The organism is Pseudoalteromonas sp. CO342X (assembly GCF_004208915.1).
GTDB classification, from domain to species: Bacteria; Pseudomonadota; Gammaproteobacteria; order Enterobacterales; family Alteromonadaceae; genus Pseudoalteromonas; species Pseudoalteromonas maricaloris.
Genome location: NZ_SGPH01000014.1, coordinates 70285 through 87255, shown reverse-complemented (window position 1 = coordinate 87255; position 16971 = coordinate 70285). Strand labels below are relative to the sequence as shown.

General features: G+C 43.0%; 16 protein-coding genes. 7 read left to right on the top strand and 9 right to left on the bottom strand.

The window, feature by feature from the left end; genetic code table 11:
- Positions 1-137: 137 nt before the first annotated feature.
- Positions 138-1118, bottom strand: a complete 981-nt coding sequence (locus EXT47_RS06450; protein WP_226898914.1) for a zinc-binding dehydrogenase — start codon at positions 1116-1118, stop codon at positions 138-140.
- A 155-nt stretch (positions 1119-1273) separates the two neighbouring features.
- Here EXT47_RS06450 and EXT47_RS06445 point away from each other — a divergent pair, with 155 nt between their 5' ends.
- On the top strand, positions 1274-2245 hold the full coding sequence (locus EXT47_RS06445) for a LysR substrate-binding domain-containing protein (RefSeq protein WP_130126144.1): 972 nt from the start codon (positions 1274-1276) through the stop codon (positions 2243-2245).
- Positions 2246-2306: 61 nt separating this feature from the next.
- On the opposite strand, the gene EXT47_RS06440 is transcribed toward EXT47_RS06445, so the two are convergent.
- Positions 2307-3809 carry a bifunctional diguanylate cyclase/phosphodiesterase gene (locus tag EXT47_RS06440; RefSeq protein ID WP_239359244.1) on the bottom strand — a complete coding sequence of 501 codons (1503 nt, stop codon included), beginning with the start codon at positions 3807-3809 and terminating at the stop codon, positions 2307-2309.
- Between the two features lie 252 nt (positions 3810-4061).
- Entirely contained in the window at positions 4062-4304 is a 243-nt protein-coding gene (locus EXT47_RS06435; RefSeq protein WP_039497408.1) for a YdcH family protein, read from the bottom strand.
- Between the two features lie 386 nt (positions 4305-4690).
- Between EXT47_RS06435 and purM the strand changes: the two genes are divergently transcribed.
- From purM to EXT47_RS06420, 3 genes are read left to right on the top strand one after another with little or no spacing between them, the layout of a single operon-like run.
- On the top strand, positions 4691-5743 hold the full coding sequence (gene purM, locus EXT47_RS06430; protein WP_039497406.1) for a phosphoribosylformylglycinamidine cyclo-ligase: 1053 nt from the start codon (positions 4691-4693) through the stop codon (positions 5741-5743).
- Positions 5743-6393 (top strand): phosphoribosylglycinamide formyltransferase, encoded by a 651-nt coding sequence (gene purN / locus EXT47_RS06425; RefSeq protein WP_010605061.1) that lies wholly within the window; start codon positions 5743-5745, stop codon positions 6391-6393. The genes purM and purN overlap by 1 nt, the downstream gene beginning before the upstream one ends.
- Positions 6394-6406: 13 nt before the next feature.
- Entirely contained in the window at positions 6407-7102 is a 696-nt protein-coding gene (locus EXT47_RS06420) for a DUF3108 domain-containing protein (RefSeq protein ID WP_019647394.1), read from the top strand.
- A 64-nt stretch (positions 7103-7166) separates the two neighbouring features.
- Here the strand turns inward: EXT47_RS06420 and EXT47_RS06415 are convergent, their stop codons facing one another.
- The 4 genes from EXT47_RS06415 to EXT47_RS06400 form a co-directional block, all read right to left on the bottom strand.
- Positions 7167-7931, bottom strand: coding sequence for a class II glutamine amidotransferase (locus tag EXT47_RS06415; protein ID WP_130126143.1), 765 nt, complete (start codon positions 7929-7931; stop codon positions 7167-7169).
- Positions 7932-8263: 332 nt separating this feature from the next.
- Positions 8264-8746 carry a YbaK/EbsC family protein gene (locus tag EXT47_RS06410; protein WP_039497404.1) on the bottom strand — a complete coding sequence of 161 codons (483 nt, stop codon included), beginning with the start codon at positions 8744-8746 and terminating at the stop codon, positions 8264-8266.
- Positions 8747-8950: 204 nt separating this feature from the next.
- Positions 8951-9235 carry a hypothetical protein gene (locus tag EXT47_RS06405; protein WP_039497402.1) on the bottom strand — a complete coding sequence of 95 codons (285 nt, stop codon included), beginning with the start codon at positions 9233-9235 and terminating at the stop codon, positions 8951-8953.
- Between the two features lie 119 nt (positions 9236-9354).
- On the bottom strand, positions 9355-10242 hold the full coding sequence (locus EXT47_RS06400) for a LysR family transcriptional regulator (RefSeq protein ID WP_039497401.1): 888 nt from the start codon (positions 10240-10242) through the stop codon (positions 9355-9357).
- Between the two features lie 147 nt (positions 10243-10389).
- Here EXT47_RS06400 and EXT47_RS06395 point away from each other — a divergent pair, with 147 nt between their 5' ends.
- Positions 10390-11106 carry a haloacid dehalogenase type II gene (locus EXT47_RS06395; protein WP_039497399.1) on the top strand — a complete coding sequence of 239 codons (717 nt, stop codon included), beginning with the start codon at positions 10390-10392 and terminating at the stop codon, positions 11104-11106.
- A gap of 114 nt (positions 11107-11220) precedes the next feature.
- On the top strand, positions 11221-12864 hold the full coding sequence (locus EXT47_RS06390; protein ID WP_039497397.1) for a sensor histidine kinase: 1644 nt from the start codon (positions 11221-11223) through the stop codon (positions 12862-12864).
- A 61-nt stretch (positions 12865-12925) separates the two neighbouring features.
- On the opposite strand, the gene EXT47_RS06385 is transcribed toward EXT47_RS06390, so the two are convergent.
- Positions 12926-14446, bottom strand: a complete 1521-nt coding sequence (locus EXT47_RS06385; RefSeq protein WP_039497394.1) for an aldehyde dehydrogenase family protein — start codon at positions 14444-14446, stop codon at positions 12926-12928.
- Positions 14447-14604: 158 nt separating this feature from the next.
- On the opposite strand from EXT47_RS06385, the gene EXT47_RS06380 reads away from it, so the two are divergent.
- Positions 14605-15516, top strand: coding sequence for an AraC family transcriptional regulator (locus EXT47_RS06380; protein WP_039497388.1), 912 nt, complete (start codon positions 14605-14607; stop codon positions 15514-15516).
- On the opposite strand, the gene EXT47_RS06375 is transcribed toward EXT47_RS06380, so the two are convergent.
- Entirely contained in the window at positions 15452-16969 is a 1518-nt protein-coding gene (locus EXT47_RS06375) for a trehalase family glycosidase (RefSeq protein ID WP_130126142.1), read from the bottom strand. The genes EXT47_RS06380 and EXT47_RS06375 overlap by 65 nt on opposite strands.
- Positions 16970-16971 lie beyond the last annotated feature (2 nt).

Genomic DNA, 16971 nt, shown 5'->3' with positions numbered 1-16971 from the left:
CTGCAGGGAAGTATACGGTGTTCAAACGATGAAAAATGTCAGAAATTGTATCAATTTATTTGGACGCTGAGCCTAGCGAATGTAGCCAAGCTCAGTATTGTTGCGTAAAGAGGATAAATTATTGTTGCTAGTGGGGACTATAGTTTCATATCTGCCGCAAAAAACGTGATGTTATCGTTGCTTTCTAGCTTTTTCAGCGTTTCAATTATCGCATCATGCTGCGGTGAAATTGATTCAAGTTGCTGCAAAGTAATTTCATTTTTTTCAAGCTTTTCTGCAAGAGCGTTTCCAATAAATGCCATTCTTTGCTGCGCACAAACGCTATTAGAGAGCCAACTACCACATAAAGAAACAATTCCTATGTTCGGCGCTTTCTTCATTAATATATGCTGTTCAATGGCTGGCAACCCAGCTAGGCAGCTTACTCGGCCACAAAATGTCAAATGAGAAATCAATTGTTGGGTATGTGTACCTGTTAAATCTAGTGCGCCTTGCACCTCTGTTGCACCAAAATGAAGCTGTAGGGCATCGGCTAGGCCGGTGAAGTCAGGTTGGGTATACACGAGATCCGCACCGAGCTTTTCAAGCAGCTTTTTATGTTTGAGCTCGGAACGTGCCGCTACCCCAAGCCCCAGCTGTTTCGCAAATTGTATTGCCATTTGACCAACAGGGTGATGAGCCGACTCGATTAAGACCGTATCCCCTGCATTTAATTGCAGCTTGAACAGCCCTATTAATGCACACATTGCCGGTGCAATTGAAGCGGCAGCCAACTTTCCATCAACATTTTTTGGCAATACAGTAAGCGCGTGACTTGGCACCAAAGCAAATTCGCTCATCGTGCCTTGCTCTCGAATGTCACCGTGCCAAAAAACCCGCGTACCCGGTTCAGGAAACCCCGTTTTACATGCTTTTTCCACGACCCCCACGGCATCCACACCAAACACTCTGTTTGGTGTCTCATCACAGGGGCAATTAGCCACTTTGGTATCGATAAAGCTTAAACCAACGTATTCAACTTTGACCAAGACTTGATCATCGGTTGCCTCAGGTAAGTTAATTTCTCCCTGCTCGAAGGTAAGTCCATTTGTGTGATTGAATCGGACTGCTTTCATCATATGCCTTTGCGTTATGTTAAAAATAAAGTAGTGAGACTAAATTCATTAAACCATTGTTAGCATTTTGCCACAACTTTATTAGTGTAAATATGCCCCTCGCAATTCCAATTGTTTAGTGTCACAATGGCATCAGTCTTAGTGAACTTTCTCGCATTATGGATATTAGCAGCAGATTATTAATCTTTTTAGACGTTGTGGAACGTGGTTCCTTTGCCAGTGCCGCACAACTGAGAAATATCGATCGCTCTGTCATTTCTAAGCAGATGACCAAGCTGGAAGAAGAACTCGGTGTAAGATTAATGAATCGTACAACTCGTTCCTTCTCGCTCACCTCTGCAGGTTCCGAGATGGTAAAAAAAGCAGAAGAGCTAAGGCTGCTACTAAACGATACTCAGCGTATCGCACAGAATTATCACACCGAGCCTAAAGGATTGCTTAAAATCGCCAGCTCTACTGTGGTAGGTCGACGCTATGTACAACCTGTTATCAATGACTTTCAAAAACGTTTTCCTCATGTTGAAGTTGAGCTTAGGCTTGAAGATAGGCTCGTGGACTTAGTGGGTGAAGGTTTTGATTTAGCTTTTCGTGTCGGCGAGCCGAAAGATTCATCGCTTATCGCCCGCAGAATTGCGCGCAATCGATTGCTCATATTAGCAAGCCCAACGTTCTTAAAAACCCATGGCACGCCAAACTCGCTCGAGGAGCTCAGCGAATTACCTGCAGCAACCTACGCCAGTGATGCATTAAGGTTTACCAGTATCACCTATCAAGACGAGCAAGGTATCGAACAACAAATGCCAGTGAAGAGTATCTTCAGAACCAACGACGGAGATACATTAATGGAAAGTGTCCTATCCGGTACTTGTTATATTGTTGCACCAGCCTTTTTAGTCGGCAAAGAAATTACTGAAGGCAAATTACAACCGATTTTAACTAATACAAAACTGGTCGATTTTGCTGCGATGTATGCGCTCTACCCCCACCGCGACTTGCCTGTTAGAACAAGACTCTTTTTAGATGCATTCCGGGCATATATTGGTGAAGAGACCCCAATATGGGAAACTGAAATCCCAGGGTTTGAACAAATGTACGGCTTTGTCCCACCTAAACCCATGTTAACTTTCTAGTCGACTGCAATTTATTCGTATATCTGGGTATCAAGCTTTTTGCAGAGGGAGGGTATTGACCTCAACCGTCTAACCTTTTCATCGCCCCTCTCACCATGTTCTGGGAATTAATCCACTTTACGCATTCGCTTAGCGAGAGTGGTTCACATATCTGAAAGCCCTGAATATAAGGACAGTCTAAGCTATATAAATACTGCAAGCAGGCATCGCTTTCAACACCCTCGGCAACAATACTGCAATTCAATTTACGCGCTAAAAACATACTGGTTTCTACTATGGCTTGATCTTTTTCACTTTCATGACTTAGCCTTACAAACGAACCATCTATTTTAATCTGCGAAATTGGTAACTCTTTTAGAATAGAAAATGAAGAAAAACCAGTCCCAAAATCATCAATACTCACTGCAAATCCCATGTCTATTAATGTTTCAATTAAGCTTCTCGCTTTTTCCACTTCTTCCATTACGGTGCTTTCTGTAAGCTCAAATACTATATGAGTTGGGTCTACTCGATGAGTATCCAGTAGCATGGCAAGGGTATTAATTAGATTCTGTTCAGCAAAATCTTGGCAGGAAAGATTGATATGCACAACCAACTTGTCGTCTATTTCAATCAATATTGCGAGGTCTTGGAATACACGGTTAATCACAAACGCACTCAATTGCCTGATCAAATTATTGCGCTCCGCTAACTCAATAAACTGATCTGGCATTATCATTGTGCCGTCGGACTGAGGCCACCTTAATAGCGCTTCTACTCCATGAATATCACCGCTTTGAGAACACACTATCGGTTGATAATAGAGCGTCAGTTCACCTCGAGCGAGCGCAACTTTGAGGTTAGCCAACAGTTGGAATTCAGCCTCAATTCCCTCATGGAGCTCTTCATCGAAGATGACGATGCTTTGACGGCTATGTTTGGCCGAATACATGGCAATATCGGCTTGCTTCAAAAGGTCAAACACATCAAGTTGGCGCGATTTAGTCCATAAGCTTGCTCCTGCACTATACGTCACGTCCAGCTGCAACTCTTCAATTTCTATACCTGACTTTAATTCGCTCAGCAGTGCATTATTTTGAGAGTAAATACAATTTACGTCTGTCACGTCCATCAAGATGATAAATTCATCGCCGCCCATGCGATATAACTTGCTACGAGGAAGCAATGCTGCGCGCATCTTGTGGGCAAGTTCCACCAGCAACTTATCACCAAAGAAGTGCCCTTTTGCATCATTGATCTGTTTAAAATTATTCAAATCAACCAAGATAACACTAAAGTCGAGCTGCTGATGTTTACGTTCATTAATGGCATCAATGCAGCGCTGACGATTCTCCAAATCCGTTAAAAAATCATGTTCAGCGTTATATTTGGCCTGCGTTGCAATTTCATTTAATTCTTGCAGGCTAGTTAGACTTAGACAATTCACCACAAAAACAAAAATGGAGCCAAGAAACAGGATTAAACTTAAGCCTTGCTCAATAAAACTAGCGCTATTGTGATCGTACAGGAAGTAGGCAAAGCTCAAGTATCCGAGTTCAAACAGAGCCATAAGAATTAACAACACTCGCCACCCGACCGAAGAGGTTAATCGACATATCTTAAAGGCCGGAGAAAAAGCTAATCCCATGATAAAGCTGCCAGCTAATACTAATATAAGTGCAATCAAAGGAATCGTCGTGGATGGAATACAATGGTTAGAGTATAGATTATAAATCTGCCCTTGCTCGGGACAGGCTAAATTATTCAACAATTGGTGGGGAATTTAGTAGCGGACTTGGCAGCCCGCTCACATCGGCCGGTTGGCCTTGATTAACAGTTAATCTGCACTTTTTAGAATTCGGTAAAGTTGATCTTTTAACCACAGCCTCTTTTTCTTCAGTGATTCAAGATACTCATCACTTGAGTGCTCTACACCGTCTTCAATTCGAATAACTTCATTGTCTACTTCATGGTAATCTTTAAATAACTTTGAGAAATGTCCATCAGACAGTTTCAAGTCGTGAATTTTATCTTTAAATTCTGGGAGTTCTTTAGCTAGGCTGTGGCGTTCAATATTCATCGTTTTATTCCCATAATAAGCTAGGCAATCTGAGTTTAGGTTCAAACCTCAGGTTAAGGCTGAAAATGCATTTGAGTTTTGGGTAGACCCAATCAATGCGCCGTTAGTGACAGTGATTTCGAATACATTTTTTGAAGTTACTGTCTGATTGGGTCTGTATTCATAGTACGCTGCTACCTTCCTTGAATATTGATCTAACGCAAATCACATTCAGTTATAAACAATCAAAGTTTTTGTCGTTTCTTTATACTGTTCGAGATACAAAATCGAGGACCTTTGACCACATTCTTAGGGTTTCTCGCAAAGTCGCTAGCCGCCTAGATGCAATTGTTGTAAAATGTCGGCGTTTCTAAGCAAATCTATCTAGCAACTTTTGAGGAAAACCTGTGAGCGAACAAAAACAGTCTCTTAGTTATAAAGACGCTGGCGTTGACATCGATGCGGGCAACGCATTGGTCGAAAGAATTAAAGGCGTAGTGAAAAAAACTCGTCGCCCAGAAGTAATGGGTGGCATTGGTGGTTTTGGTGCACTATGCGAACTTCCAACTGGATATAAAGAGCCTGTTTTGGTTGCTGGCACTGACGGTGTTGGTACTAAGCTACGCTTAGCTATCGATTTGAAAAAGCACGACACAGTAGGTATTGACCTAGTTGCTATGTGTGTTAACGATCTTATTGTCCAAGGCGCTGAACCCCTATTTTTCTTGGACTACTATGCTACAGGCAAGTTAGACGTTGATGTTGCGGCGGACGTAGTATCTGGTATTGGTAAAGGCTGTGAACTATCTGGTTGTGCGCTTATCGGTGGTGAAACGGCTGAAATGCCAGGCATGTACGAAGGCGATGACTACGATATGGCTGGCTTTTGTACTGGCGTGGTAGAAAAGTCTAAAATCATAGATGGAACTAAAGTTGCAGCTGGCGATCAGCTGATTGCGTTGGGTTCAAGCGGTCCGCACTCAAACGGCTACTCTCTAATCCGTAAAGTACTAGAAGTATCTGGCGCAGATACTAACGCAGAGTTCGAAGGCAAAACTCTAGGCGAGCACCTGCTAGAGCCAACGCGTATCTACGTGAAGCAAATCTTAGCGCTATTAAAAGAAGTTGATGTTCACGCACTTTCTCACATCACTGGCGGTGGCTTCTGGGAAAACATCCCTCGCGTGCTACCTGAATCTGCAAAAGCGGTGATCAAAGGTGATAGTTGGCAATGGCCTGCAATCTTCAACTGGTTACAAGAGAACGGTAACATTGCAACTCACGAGATGTACCGCACATTCAACTGTGGTGTTGGCATGATCTTAGTTGTTCCTGCTGACAAGCTTGAGCAAAGCCTTGACATCCTGAAAGCACAAGGCGAGAACGCTTGGCACATTGGTGAAATTCAAGACGCTCAGGCTGGTGAAGAGCAAGTTGAGATCTTAGGTGGTGCCGAGTAATGGCACCCACTCGCCTTGTTGTTCTGATTTCTGGTAGTGGTTCAAATTTGCAAGCAATCATTGATGCTTGCAAAGCTGGCTATATTCAAGGTGAAATTGCTGCCGTTATTAGTAATAAAGCGGACGCATACGGCCTAACCAGAGCGCAAGAGGCTGGTATAGCAACATCTGTTTTAGACCATAAGCAATATGCTTCTCGTGAAGAGTATGACGTTGCGCTTGGTCAACTAATTGATAGCTTTACACCAGATTTGGTTGTATTAGCTGGATTTATGCGTATTCTAACTCCAAACTTGGTGCAAAAATTTAGAGGAAAAATGTTGAACATTCATCCTTCTTTGTTGCCTAAGTATCAAGGGCTGAACACCCACCAAAGAGCAATCGATGCAAACGATGCAGAACATGGTGCTAGCGTTCACTTTGTCACAGAGGAGTTAGATGGTGGTCCTGTGGTCTGTCAGGCCAAGGTCGCTGTTCTTCCAGATGATACGGCAGAGTCACTGGCGCAACGTGTGCATAAGCAAGAACACATTCTTTATCCTTTGGTGGTCAAATGGTTCAGCGAACAAAGACTAACAATGGAAGCAGACTATGCTGTTTTTGATAACAAAACCTTACCAGTTCAAGGTGCGCCGTACCCAGAAAAATAAAAAATGGAGCGCTGTGCTAATTGGTATTAGCGCTCTACTTTCTACTTCGACATTCGCAAACTCACTCACTGAATATCACGCCGAATACCAAGTTTCGCGCAAAGGTAAGGTTCATGGTAGTGCCACGCGAGACCTCACAAAAATAGCGGATGCAACATACGCTGTTCGTTACAAAAGCGATATCGAATGGATGATTTTTTCAGACGTAAGAACTGAAGAATCATTGTTTAAAGTCGCTGAACATACCGTCAGCCCACTACATTACAGTATGACTCGTGAAGGGACTGGCCCAGATAAAAGCTACAAAATTAAGTTTGATCACCAAAACCAAGCAATTACCTCCAGTGAAGAAAAGTATCCACTGAAAGTGAAATGGCTTGAGAATCAGCAAGATTTAATTAGTTATCAAGTACAGCTGCGAGAAGATTTAAAGGCGGGAAAGACCAAGTTTAGCTACCCTATCATAGACAAAAAAGGCGACCAGCGAAGCTATGATTTTGAGGTGGCCGGCGAGGAAATGATCACTCTGCCTTTTGGCAACGTCAAAACCATTAAAGTTAAACGCGTTTACGATGATAGCGATCGTCAGGCCATTGCTTGGTTTGCACCGAGTTATGATCATATGCTGGTGAAAATGTACAAAGGTAAAGATGGTATGGAGCAATTTCAGATAGAGCTTAAAACCTACCAACCCAAATCAGAGAGTTGATAGCAACATCGTTAATTCATCAAGGCGGCTCAACTAAGCCGCCTTTGCTTACAAAAACTCAGAACTACACCTTCTCACCTAATTTGAATAAAGCAAACTCACCGGGCTCAAGTTTCTGCCACTGTTCATCGTTGGTCAGCGGTCGAGTTGCAATAACAGTGACAACATCATCTGGTGTGGTTTCTTTTTGGAAGTCTACCACCATATCCGCATCAATTAAGGTTGCCTTACCAAATGGGGCTCTACGGGTTATCCAATGTAGGTTATTGGTGCAATACGCCAACACATAAATACCATCGGTTATCAACATGTTGAATACCCCTTTGTCTCTCAATGTGTGCGCTAGCTTTGCGATATACCTGAAAACTGAGACCATGTTTGACGGGCGGCTTGGGTATTTTTCTCTTACTTTGTCCAAAATCCAGCAAAAGGCAAGTTCACTGTCTGTATTCCCAACAGGTCGATAGAAGTCAGTTTTTAAATGTTTATAGTCCGAAAGCTGACCATTGTGAGCGTAAGTGATCTCCCGACCCCATAATTCACGAGTGAACGGATGGGTATTTTCAAGACAAGTCCGCCCCCTATTTCCCTGTCGAATATGACTTATTACAGACACGCTTTTAATCGGATATGCTTTGACTAGTTTAGCAATTTCAGACTGACAGCTAGGCTCTGGATCTTTAAAGGTTCTACATCCTTTCCCCTCGTAAAAGGTGATACCCCACCCATCTTTGTGAGGACCTGTATTACCACCGCGCTCCAACAAACCAGAAAAGCTAAAACAAATATCCGTCGGTACGTTCGCCGACATCCCCAAAAGCTCACACATAAATCACTTAAACCCTAAATATCATAAAGTTATGATTAAAATACAAATCACAAATATCAAAAGGTCACACGTTTGGTCACACTTATGACTAGTAGCTCGATTATCGTAGATAGTCATACTACTGAATTATTGGCGGTAAGTTTATCATGTATCTCTGCGTCTTTACTTTTTTAAATTCAACTACCTTGAGAGCGGTATTAATACGATTATTTTGAATGACTGTCGGGCTGTTCTCATCTAGAAAGCACTTTATTGGTTGAGAACCTTAATGACCACCCCAAGTTGATTAATAGATAAATCATATAGACACAAGGTCGATTACGAACTGAGGGTTACTTCGCAATATCTAACCAAGTGCCACCTGTAAGCGTATCTAGATCATGCGCTGTTAACTCAAAAACCGAGTTGGGCGTGCCTGCAGCAGCCCAAATACGATCGTATCGCTTTAAATCTTTATCAATTATCGTCAACACGGAATCAGTGTGTGCCACAGGAGGCACACCGCCAATGGCAAACCCGGTTTTTTCCCGCACAAAGTTTGCATTCGCTTTTTCGAGCTTTACATTAATTGCAGCTTCCACTTTTTTCACGGACACTTGGTTACTACCTGAAGCAATAATCAAGACCGCTTTATCTGTATTGCTATCTTTAAATATCAGAGACTTGGCGATTTGAGACTCAGTGCAACCAATCGCATTTGCAGCATCTTTCGCAGTACGAGTAGAGTCTGCAAGCTCTGTAACGGTGAAGTTATGCCCATAACTGGCTAGGAACTCTTGAACCCGTATTGATGAGGATTTTAACGGCTGTGACATTCAATTGCTCTTCCATGCTGTGGTAGTTAAAACCAATCTAACAGCTAGTGAGCGGATTTTAAACATCCAGTATGTTTTATACTATTTGTGATATGAGGCTAACCCTATCTCGGGGGTAACATTGAAAAATATCCGAATATCCCATTAAGAGAAACTCGGATCATGGCTGTATATAAACACTCAAGATATTAAGTTCAGTAAAGTCTATATTGTTACCACATGCCATTGGTACGCAAGGCTAGCGCCAGCCAATGAGCATGCTAATAAAAAATTCATTATCTCTTTTGAGCTAAGTGAACGAGACTCTCGAGAAAAATGCTTAGCATGTAATCTCATACCGAGTGGTTGCAATTCTTTTTCATGTTTTGGCAATGCTATCAATCCAGCAAGTAGCATGACTAAACAAAGCATATAACTACCTTGCACGATAAAGAATAGAGTAAGTGAAAATGCGGTGACAGAAAAAATCCAAGAAATGAATTTGAACATAGCAGCTCCGTTTGCTATCAGTGTTACCAGTTCGATTTTACAATCATCAAGCTGGCTAGTTTCTAATTTTAATACGGAGTTTAGAGTTATTAGTTTAAAAGCACAAGCAGACTAAAGTATTAGCCCTTATTTTCGAACAATGCCTTCATAAATTCATAGAATGCCTCTGCCTTGCGTGTCTTCAGCGAGTGCTGAGGCCGGACAAACCAAATAGGTGCGTCGTCACTTTCGAGACAACCTGGAATAATAGGCACTAACTCACCTCTTTTTAGGTTATCTCTGATGGCTATGTGAGATTTAACTGCAATGCCATGCCCAGCCAAGGCGGCTGAAGTCATGTTGTCTGAGTTTGAAATCGTAAAACGAGTTTTTGCGTTAAAGTGTACAATTCTACCGTTTGGTTCTTTTAACTTAAATTCTCGTTGCCAAGGTAAGCATACAAAAAAATGATTTTGTAATTCGCTGATATTTTCAGGCATGCCATAGCGGTCAATATAGCTCGGCGCTGCACATAATATCCGGTGGTTATCGCATAGTTTTCTCGCCAACAACCCAGAATCAGCCAATTGTCCAACGCGTATCGCTACATCTTGAGCACCTTCAACTATGTTTACAAACTGGTCGTTGATCAGGAAATCAAGTGCTAACTGTGGGTGCGCTTGCTCAAATTGACTTAGGTTTGGCATCACAAATTGTGAAAACACCCAAGGCGGCATAGTGACACGAAGTAACCCGCTCACCGCTGAGCCCCTTGCACCTATTTCGTGCTCAGCATCATAAAGCGCCTCCAATATATGCTCCACTCTCTCTCTAAAAGTACTTCCGGCAGGGGACAATGTTAGCGTACGACTATCTCTAAACAGCAAAGTCGTACCTAAATGTTGCTCTAACTTATTAAGACGATGACTAACTGTCGCGGGTGAGAGTCTCAATTGCTTCGCAGCATTAACCACTCCTTGATGTTTAATAATAGCTAAGAATGTTTCGAGTTCAGCGATTGAATACATGTCGATTTAGTTTTTTCGAATCTTGCTTTCGAATATGCGCGCTTTGTTTAAATTTATCAAATAAATATACTGCTTCTCACCGCAACTAAATTGGAATTATCAATGAAACGCATCTTAATTAGTCTATACGTTATGTTAGGAGGCCTAATGCCGAATATTAGTCAAGCCAACTCAAAGGTTGAACGCCCGGAAGTTATTTTCTTCGATGTCAATGAAACCTTACTTGATTTAGAGTCAATGAATAAACCGGTTAGCCAAGTTTTGGGTGGCGATGAGTCCCTATTACCTCTTTGGTTTTCCACTATGCTACATCACTCGTTAGTGACTACGGTAAGTGGTGATTATCAAGATTTTGGCAAGATAGGCGTTGCCGCGCTACAAATGGTTGCAAAAAACAAAGGCCTGACAATAACTGACGCACAAGCTAAACAAGCAATTGTGCCCGCTCTGCTCTCTTTGCCCCCACATAAAGACGTCATTCCGGCACTAAAACGGCTCAAGCAAGCAGGCTTTAAACTCGTGAGTTTAACCAATTCATCGAATGCGGGAGTTAAAGCGCAGTTTGAAAATGCCGGTCTAATCACCTATTTTGATCAACGCTTGAGTATTGAAGACATTAAAGTGTATAAGCCCGACCTTAGAGCCTATGAATGGGCGTTACAGCAATTAAATATTCGTCCAGATCAAGCGCTAATGGTAGCGGCTCACGGCTGGGATGTTGCCGGCGCTAAAGCCGCGGGCATGCACACAGCATTTATTGCAAGACCACAAAAGCAGCTCTACCCTCTAGCAGAAGCACCAGATTACGTGCTACCTGACTTAACAAGTTTGGCTGACAAGCTCACCACTTCTGGAAACGAGTAACATTGGAAATGTATCAGCTGGCACCTTGATACCAGCTGATAAAAATGCTCAGCATGCTTTATCTACATAATAAATGTACTAGATTTAAGGAGGTGAATCGAAGGAATAGCCTCCATGAATATAAATAAAAACACCCACATTGTGATCTGGATAATCATAGGTGTTAGCTTAACTATCCACGGCGCATCCCTTTTACTGAGCAATACGCTTCTTAATAATATAACTTGGCCGCTGATAGAAGCGCATGCAGTAGTTGAAACCTTCGGCTCCGCTGTCGCCCTTTTCATTGCATTAGCGTTGTTATTTTTTGAAAAGTACAACACCGGGACAAGTTTTAATATCGAAATCGCCACGGCGCTGCTGGTAATGGGGATCTTAGATGGATTCCATGCCGCCGTAAATGTTGGCCAAACCTTCGTTTGGCTTCACAGTATCGCGACTTTCTTTGGTGGTCTCACTTTTATCACCCTGCTTGCTCACAACCGATTTACTTGGTTTAAAAATCGCTATTGGCTGATCAGCGCATGCACAGCCGCTATCATCATCGGCACCATGAGCCTAGCTTACCCTACGGATTTACCACACATGGTTGAGCAAGGTCACTTTACTGGTACAGCGATGGCACTCAACGTCATTGGCGGTACTATGTTTTTTGTCGCCGCAGTTAAAATTCTCCTTGTATATCGCGACTCTCATAATGTGAGCGATTTGCTCTTTTGCTTACATTGTTTCCTATTTGGCGCGGCCGCTATTATGTTCGAGCAATCCAAGTTGTGGGATACCGCTTGGTGGGGCTGGCATATTTTAAGGTTAATGGCCTATATCGTCGCTTTAGGGTTTTTACTAGTTGAAGGAATGCAAATCTTACAAGAGTTAAAACAACATAAAGAGCAGTTAGAAGAGTTAGTGAGTGAGCGCACTCGCTCACTAGTCGAGACCAATCAAAAGCTAGAAGAAACCGTCGCCTATCTCAACCGTACTCATACGCAATTACTTGAACGGGAGAAAATGGCATCGCTTGGCGATTTGGTTGCGGGTGTTGCACACGAAATCAACACCCCCATCGGGATTGGCATCACTTCCACCACTTATCTACAGCAGCACTTAGACGACCTCACCATGAAGTACCAAACTAAAGTGCTCTCTACCGGAGTATTGGAGGACTTTATTTCAGATTCAACTGGCGCTTGCAAACTGCTATTAAAAAACCTCCAACGCACCGCGAATTTAATTAATAGCTTTAAGCAAGTCGCTGTCGATCAATCTTGCGAGCAAGTGAGGGCCTTTAATGTCCATGATTATGTTCAAGAGATCATCGCGGCACTCAGTCCAGAGATTAAAAAGCATGACCATAAAATCAAGTTTCATTGCGATCCCGGCCTTATCGCCACGACCTATCCCGGTGTTATTTTTCAGATCATTTCGAATTTAGTCGCAAATTCCATTGCACATGGCTTTAAAGAGTCGGAACAAGGTGAGATCACCATTGAATTATTTAAACATGATGAACACATTGAGCTTATTTATAAAGACAATGGTAAAGGTATGTCGGAGCTTGAATTAAGTAAGTTATTCGAGCCATTTTACACCACCAAAAGAGGAAGTGGCGGTATGGGACTTGGCGCTTATATTATCTATAACTTGGTGACTCAAGGGCTAGATGGAGATGTACACACCGTCAGCGAGCCCGGCAAAGGACTCGAATATAGGATAGCATTTGCTAATAAGCAGGCGACGCCATTAAAAGTCGTTTCTTAACCGGATGACTGATTGAGTACTGCCACAATGGTCAGTACTCAATACTTCTATAATAATTAAATTAGAAAAACCCTAAAGGACTGGTGCTATAGCTCACTAAGAGGTTCTTGGTTTGTTGGTAATGATCCAGCGCCTTTTTGTGAGTTTCTCTGCCAATGCCGGATTTTTTATAACCACCAAATGCCGCGTGTGCAGGATATATATGATAACAGTTAGTCCACACGCGGCCCGCTTCGATTTGGCGACCAAATTGATATGCGCGATTCATATCTCTAGTCCACACCCCAGCACCTAAACCAAACTCAGAGCTATTCGCCAATTCCAACGCCTCTGCTTCATCTTTAAAAGTGCATAAAGAGATCACCGGACCAAATATTTCCTCTTGGAATACCCGCATTTGGTTATGCCCTTTTAACAGCGTGGGTTGAATATAAAAGCCTTTATGATAACCCTCGCCAAGCTCTGCGACTTCACCACCGATTAACACTTCAGCCCCTTCCTTCTTGCCAATATCAATATAGCTAAGGATTTTATCAAATTGAGCTTGTGAGGCTTGTGCACCAACCATGGTCTCTGTATCAAGCGGATTGCCGCGTTTAATCGCCTTAGTGCGTTCGATGACTTTGGCTATAAAGTCATCGTATATATCTTCTTGCACGAGCAAGCGCGATGGGCAAGTACATACTTCTCCTTGGTTAAAGTAGGCCAGCACAGCGCCTTCAATACACTTACTTAGGTAATCATCGTCAGCTTGCATCACATCACTAAAGTAGATATTAGGCGACTTACCCCCTAGCTCCACCGTTGAGGGAATGATATTTTCAGCCGCACATTTTAGAATGTGAGAACCTACTGGAGTCGAGCCTGTAAACGCAATTTTCGCGATACGCGTACTCGTAGCAAGCGCTTCACCCGCCTCTTTCCCAAAACCGTTTACGATATTAACCACGCCATTTGGTAATAAATCAGCGATAAGTTCCATCAACAACAAAATAGACGCAGGCGTTTGCTCCGCAGGCTTTAGCACTACGCAGTTTCCAGCAGCGAGAGCGGGTGCCAGTTTCCAAGCGGCCATAAGTAATGGGAAGTTCCATGGGATGATCTGTCCCACAACGCCCAGAGGTTCATGAAAATGATAGGCCACGGTTGACTCATCAATTTCACCAATGGCTCCTTCTTGAGCACGAATACAACCTGCAAAATAGCGGAAATGATCAGCAGCGAGCGGAACATCAGCGGCTAGCGTTTCACGTACAGCTTTACCATTATCCCATGTTTCGGCTACCGCTAGGTATTCAAGGTTTGCTTCTATTCGGTCTGCGATTTTGAGTAATATATTGCTTCGTTCAGTGACCGAAGTTTTACCCCACGCCGCCTTTGCAGCATGGGCGGCGTCAAGTGCCAGTTCAATGTCTGCATCATTTGAACGCGGGATCTGACAAAATACTTCGCCATTAACAGGACTAATATTGTCGAAGTACTGACCGTCAACGGGTGGCGTCCACTCACCACCAATAAAGTTTTGATATTGCGACTTAAAGCTGACGATTGCACCTTCAGTATTTGGATTTGCGTATATCATTTTTACCTCTGCAACTTGTGTTATTTATTTGGGCTTCATTCGTCCCAATTTTGTTTTTACTAATATTTGACATTAGCCAAGTTCACCTTTAAAAACTTAACTTAGGGTCTCGGAATGTATACGCACAGTCCAAAAATAACCGAGAAGGAGTGCATTGTTTGCAGATCTCTAAACATCGCAGTCGTGTCGAACGCTTAGTTGAAAACAAAATAAGTTTTGCTGCCAATCAAGTAGAGCTTAGCGTCTATGACACATACGAAAGTACCAATAGAGTCAAACTCGCCTCTAATGAAGTGTTGTTTTGTGCGATGATCACTGGTAAAAAAGTGATGCACGTAGACAGTTGTGACTATCACCAGCCCTTTTTACCTCATCAAAGCTTCGTATTGGCACCAGAACAAACCGTATTTATAGACTTTCCCGACGCCAGCTTATCCGCTCCCACCACCTGTTTAGCAATCGAGATCAGTCGAGAGAAAATTAATACCGTGAGCGAGAAGTTAGCGCTTTCGCTTCCTAGTGATTTTAATTATCAAAAGCAGCTGGTTCACACCGAGCATAACTGGCAAACCCAGCACTGCTTGGGGCGATTGCTCCATCTATTCAGTGAGAATGAGGCTGAGCGGGGGTACTTTATCGATTTGGCAATGGACGAACTAATTGCAAGACTACTACAGCAACAAAGCCGAGATCTGCTGTTAGGTGCAGTAAAACAAGCACCAGATCATAATGGTTTGTATCAAGCGGTGCATTATTTGGAGACTCATTTAGACGAGCCATTAGATGTAGAGAAACTTTGTAAACTTAGCTGCATGAGTAGAAGTCGCTTTTTCAATCAATTTAAAAAATCATTCGCGACGACGCCACAGCAGTGGCTCCAAGCACGTAGACTAACTGAAGCAAAGGCAAAACTAAAAGCAGGAATTCAGATCACCGCAATTAGTTTCGCACTCGGCTTTAAGCATCCAAGTCAATTCAGTCGAGCGTTTAAACAAGCCTTTAATATCACGCCGAAGGACTATCAACTTCAGGCACTAAAAGCCGATAAAAACGACTGGTTACTCCGTTAGTCCAGCCAAAACCCTGTTGCACCACGTATTCTCCGCCACTTGCCTGTTTATCCGGTTCAACCACATTATACTTCTCAAGCAAACAGCCGATTTGCTCAAAGCCGGTTTCAACAGCATAAAGCCATGCTTGCATAATCTTATTCGCGAGTTGATTTTGACCATATGCCCTTAAACCTGACACCGCAAACCACTGCAGTGGTGCCCAGCCATTAGGACTGTCCCACTGCTGTGAAGTAGTGACTAAGGTACTAACCAATCCACCTTGCTGCAAAAACTCTGCCTCGAGTTTTTTGCCAATATGCTCTGCCTGCTCGGGTGTAACCAGCTCAGCAAACATAGGCACAACGCCCGCTAGAGATTCAACGGAGGTACGCGCATAATCATTAAGATCCACATCGAAAAACCAGCCTTTTTTATCACACCAACAATATTTCTGTATCAGTGCACTGCGATTTGACGCTAAATTGGCATAGTACTGAGCTTGCGTTAGCTCGTTTAATTTCTCAAAACAACGTGCGATTTGCGACTCAAGCAATACTAGTAGTGCATTTAAATCCACAGGGATAATGTCTGTTGTACGAATGCTCGCTAAATCGTCAGCGTTTGCTAACCAACGGCTACTAAAGTCCCACCCCGACTCGCAAGCCGCACGAATGTGCTGATAAAAGGTTCCGCTGTCCGTAACCGCTGCGGCTAATTCTATATCCTCAATAAAAGACTCTGGGCGCGGTGCTGCAAGCGGATCCCAGTAGCGATTCAGTGTGCCCCCACATGGCATGTTGACGACTCGGTAATGCGCTTTTTTATCCGTGCAACTCAAATCCTCTCCAGTCTGCCAAAACTGATGTTCTTTCAGTAATGCCTGAGTAACTCGCGACAGCCACTGCTTATCATGAGATTTTTCCTGCCACAGTAAATCAGCCATTAATGCTGTTACAGGTGGCTGGGAGCGGCTTTGGTAATAATCTCGATTACCGTTAGGTACATGTCCAATACGATCAATAAGACTCACAAAGTTATCTAACATTCCTTCAACGAGATCGCTTCTGTTCGCATCCAAAAGCCCGAGTGCCGTAAAGTAGCTATCCCAGTAATAAATCTCATTAAAACGTCCACCCGGTACAACATACGGATGGGGTAAAGGTAGCAAGGAGCCTTTAGCAACGGTGCTCGGCTTTCTAGATAAACGCGACCACAGCACACTGATATACTGCTGCGCACTAGTAAAGTCTGGTAAGGCATCTAACTCTTTGTTGGCAATAAAGTCAAAATGCGCATGCACAAATCTAAGTAACGCCTCTCCCGTTGGCTTTTGCATCACATACTGGTTTTCTATCTCTGCGAGCGGAATTTTTGCGATGGCATCTGCAAAAACTTTACTATCTGAAAACAAATCAGCGCTTTGCACCGCCTTAAAAATCTCTGTGGAATAAAAGTTTGATTGGTACTGCATGT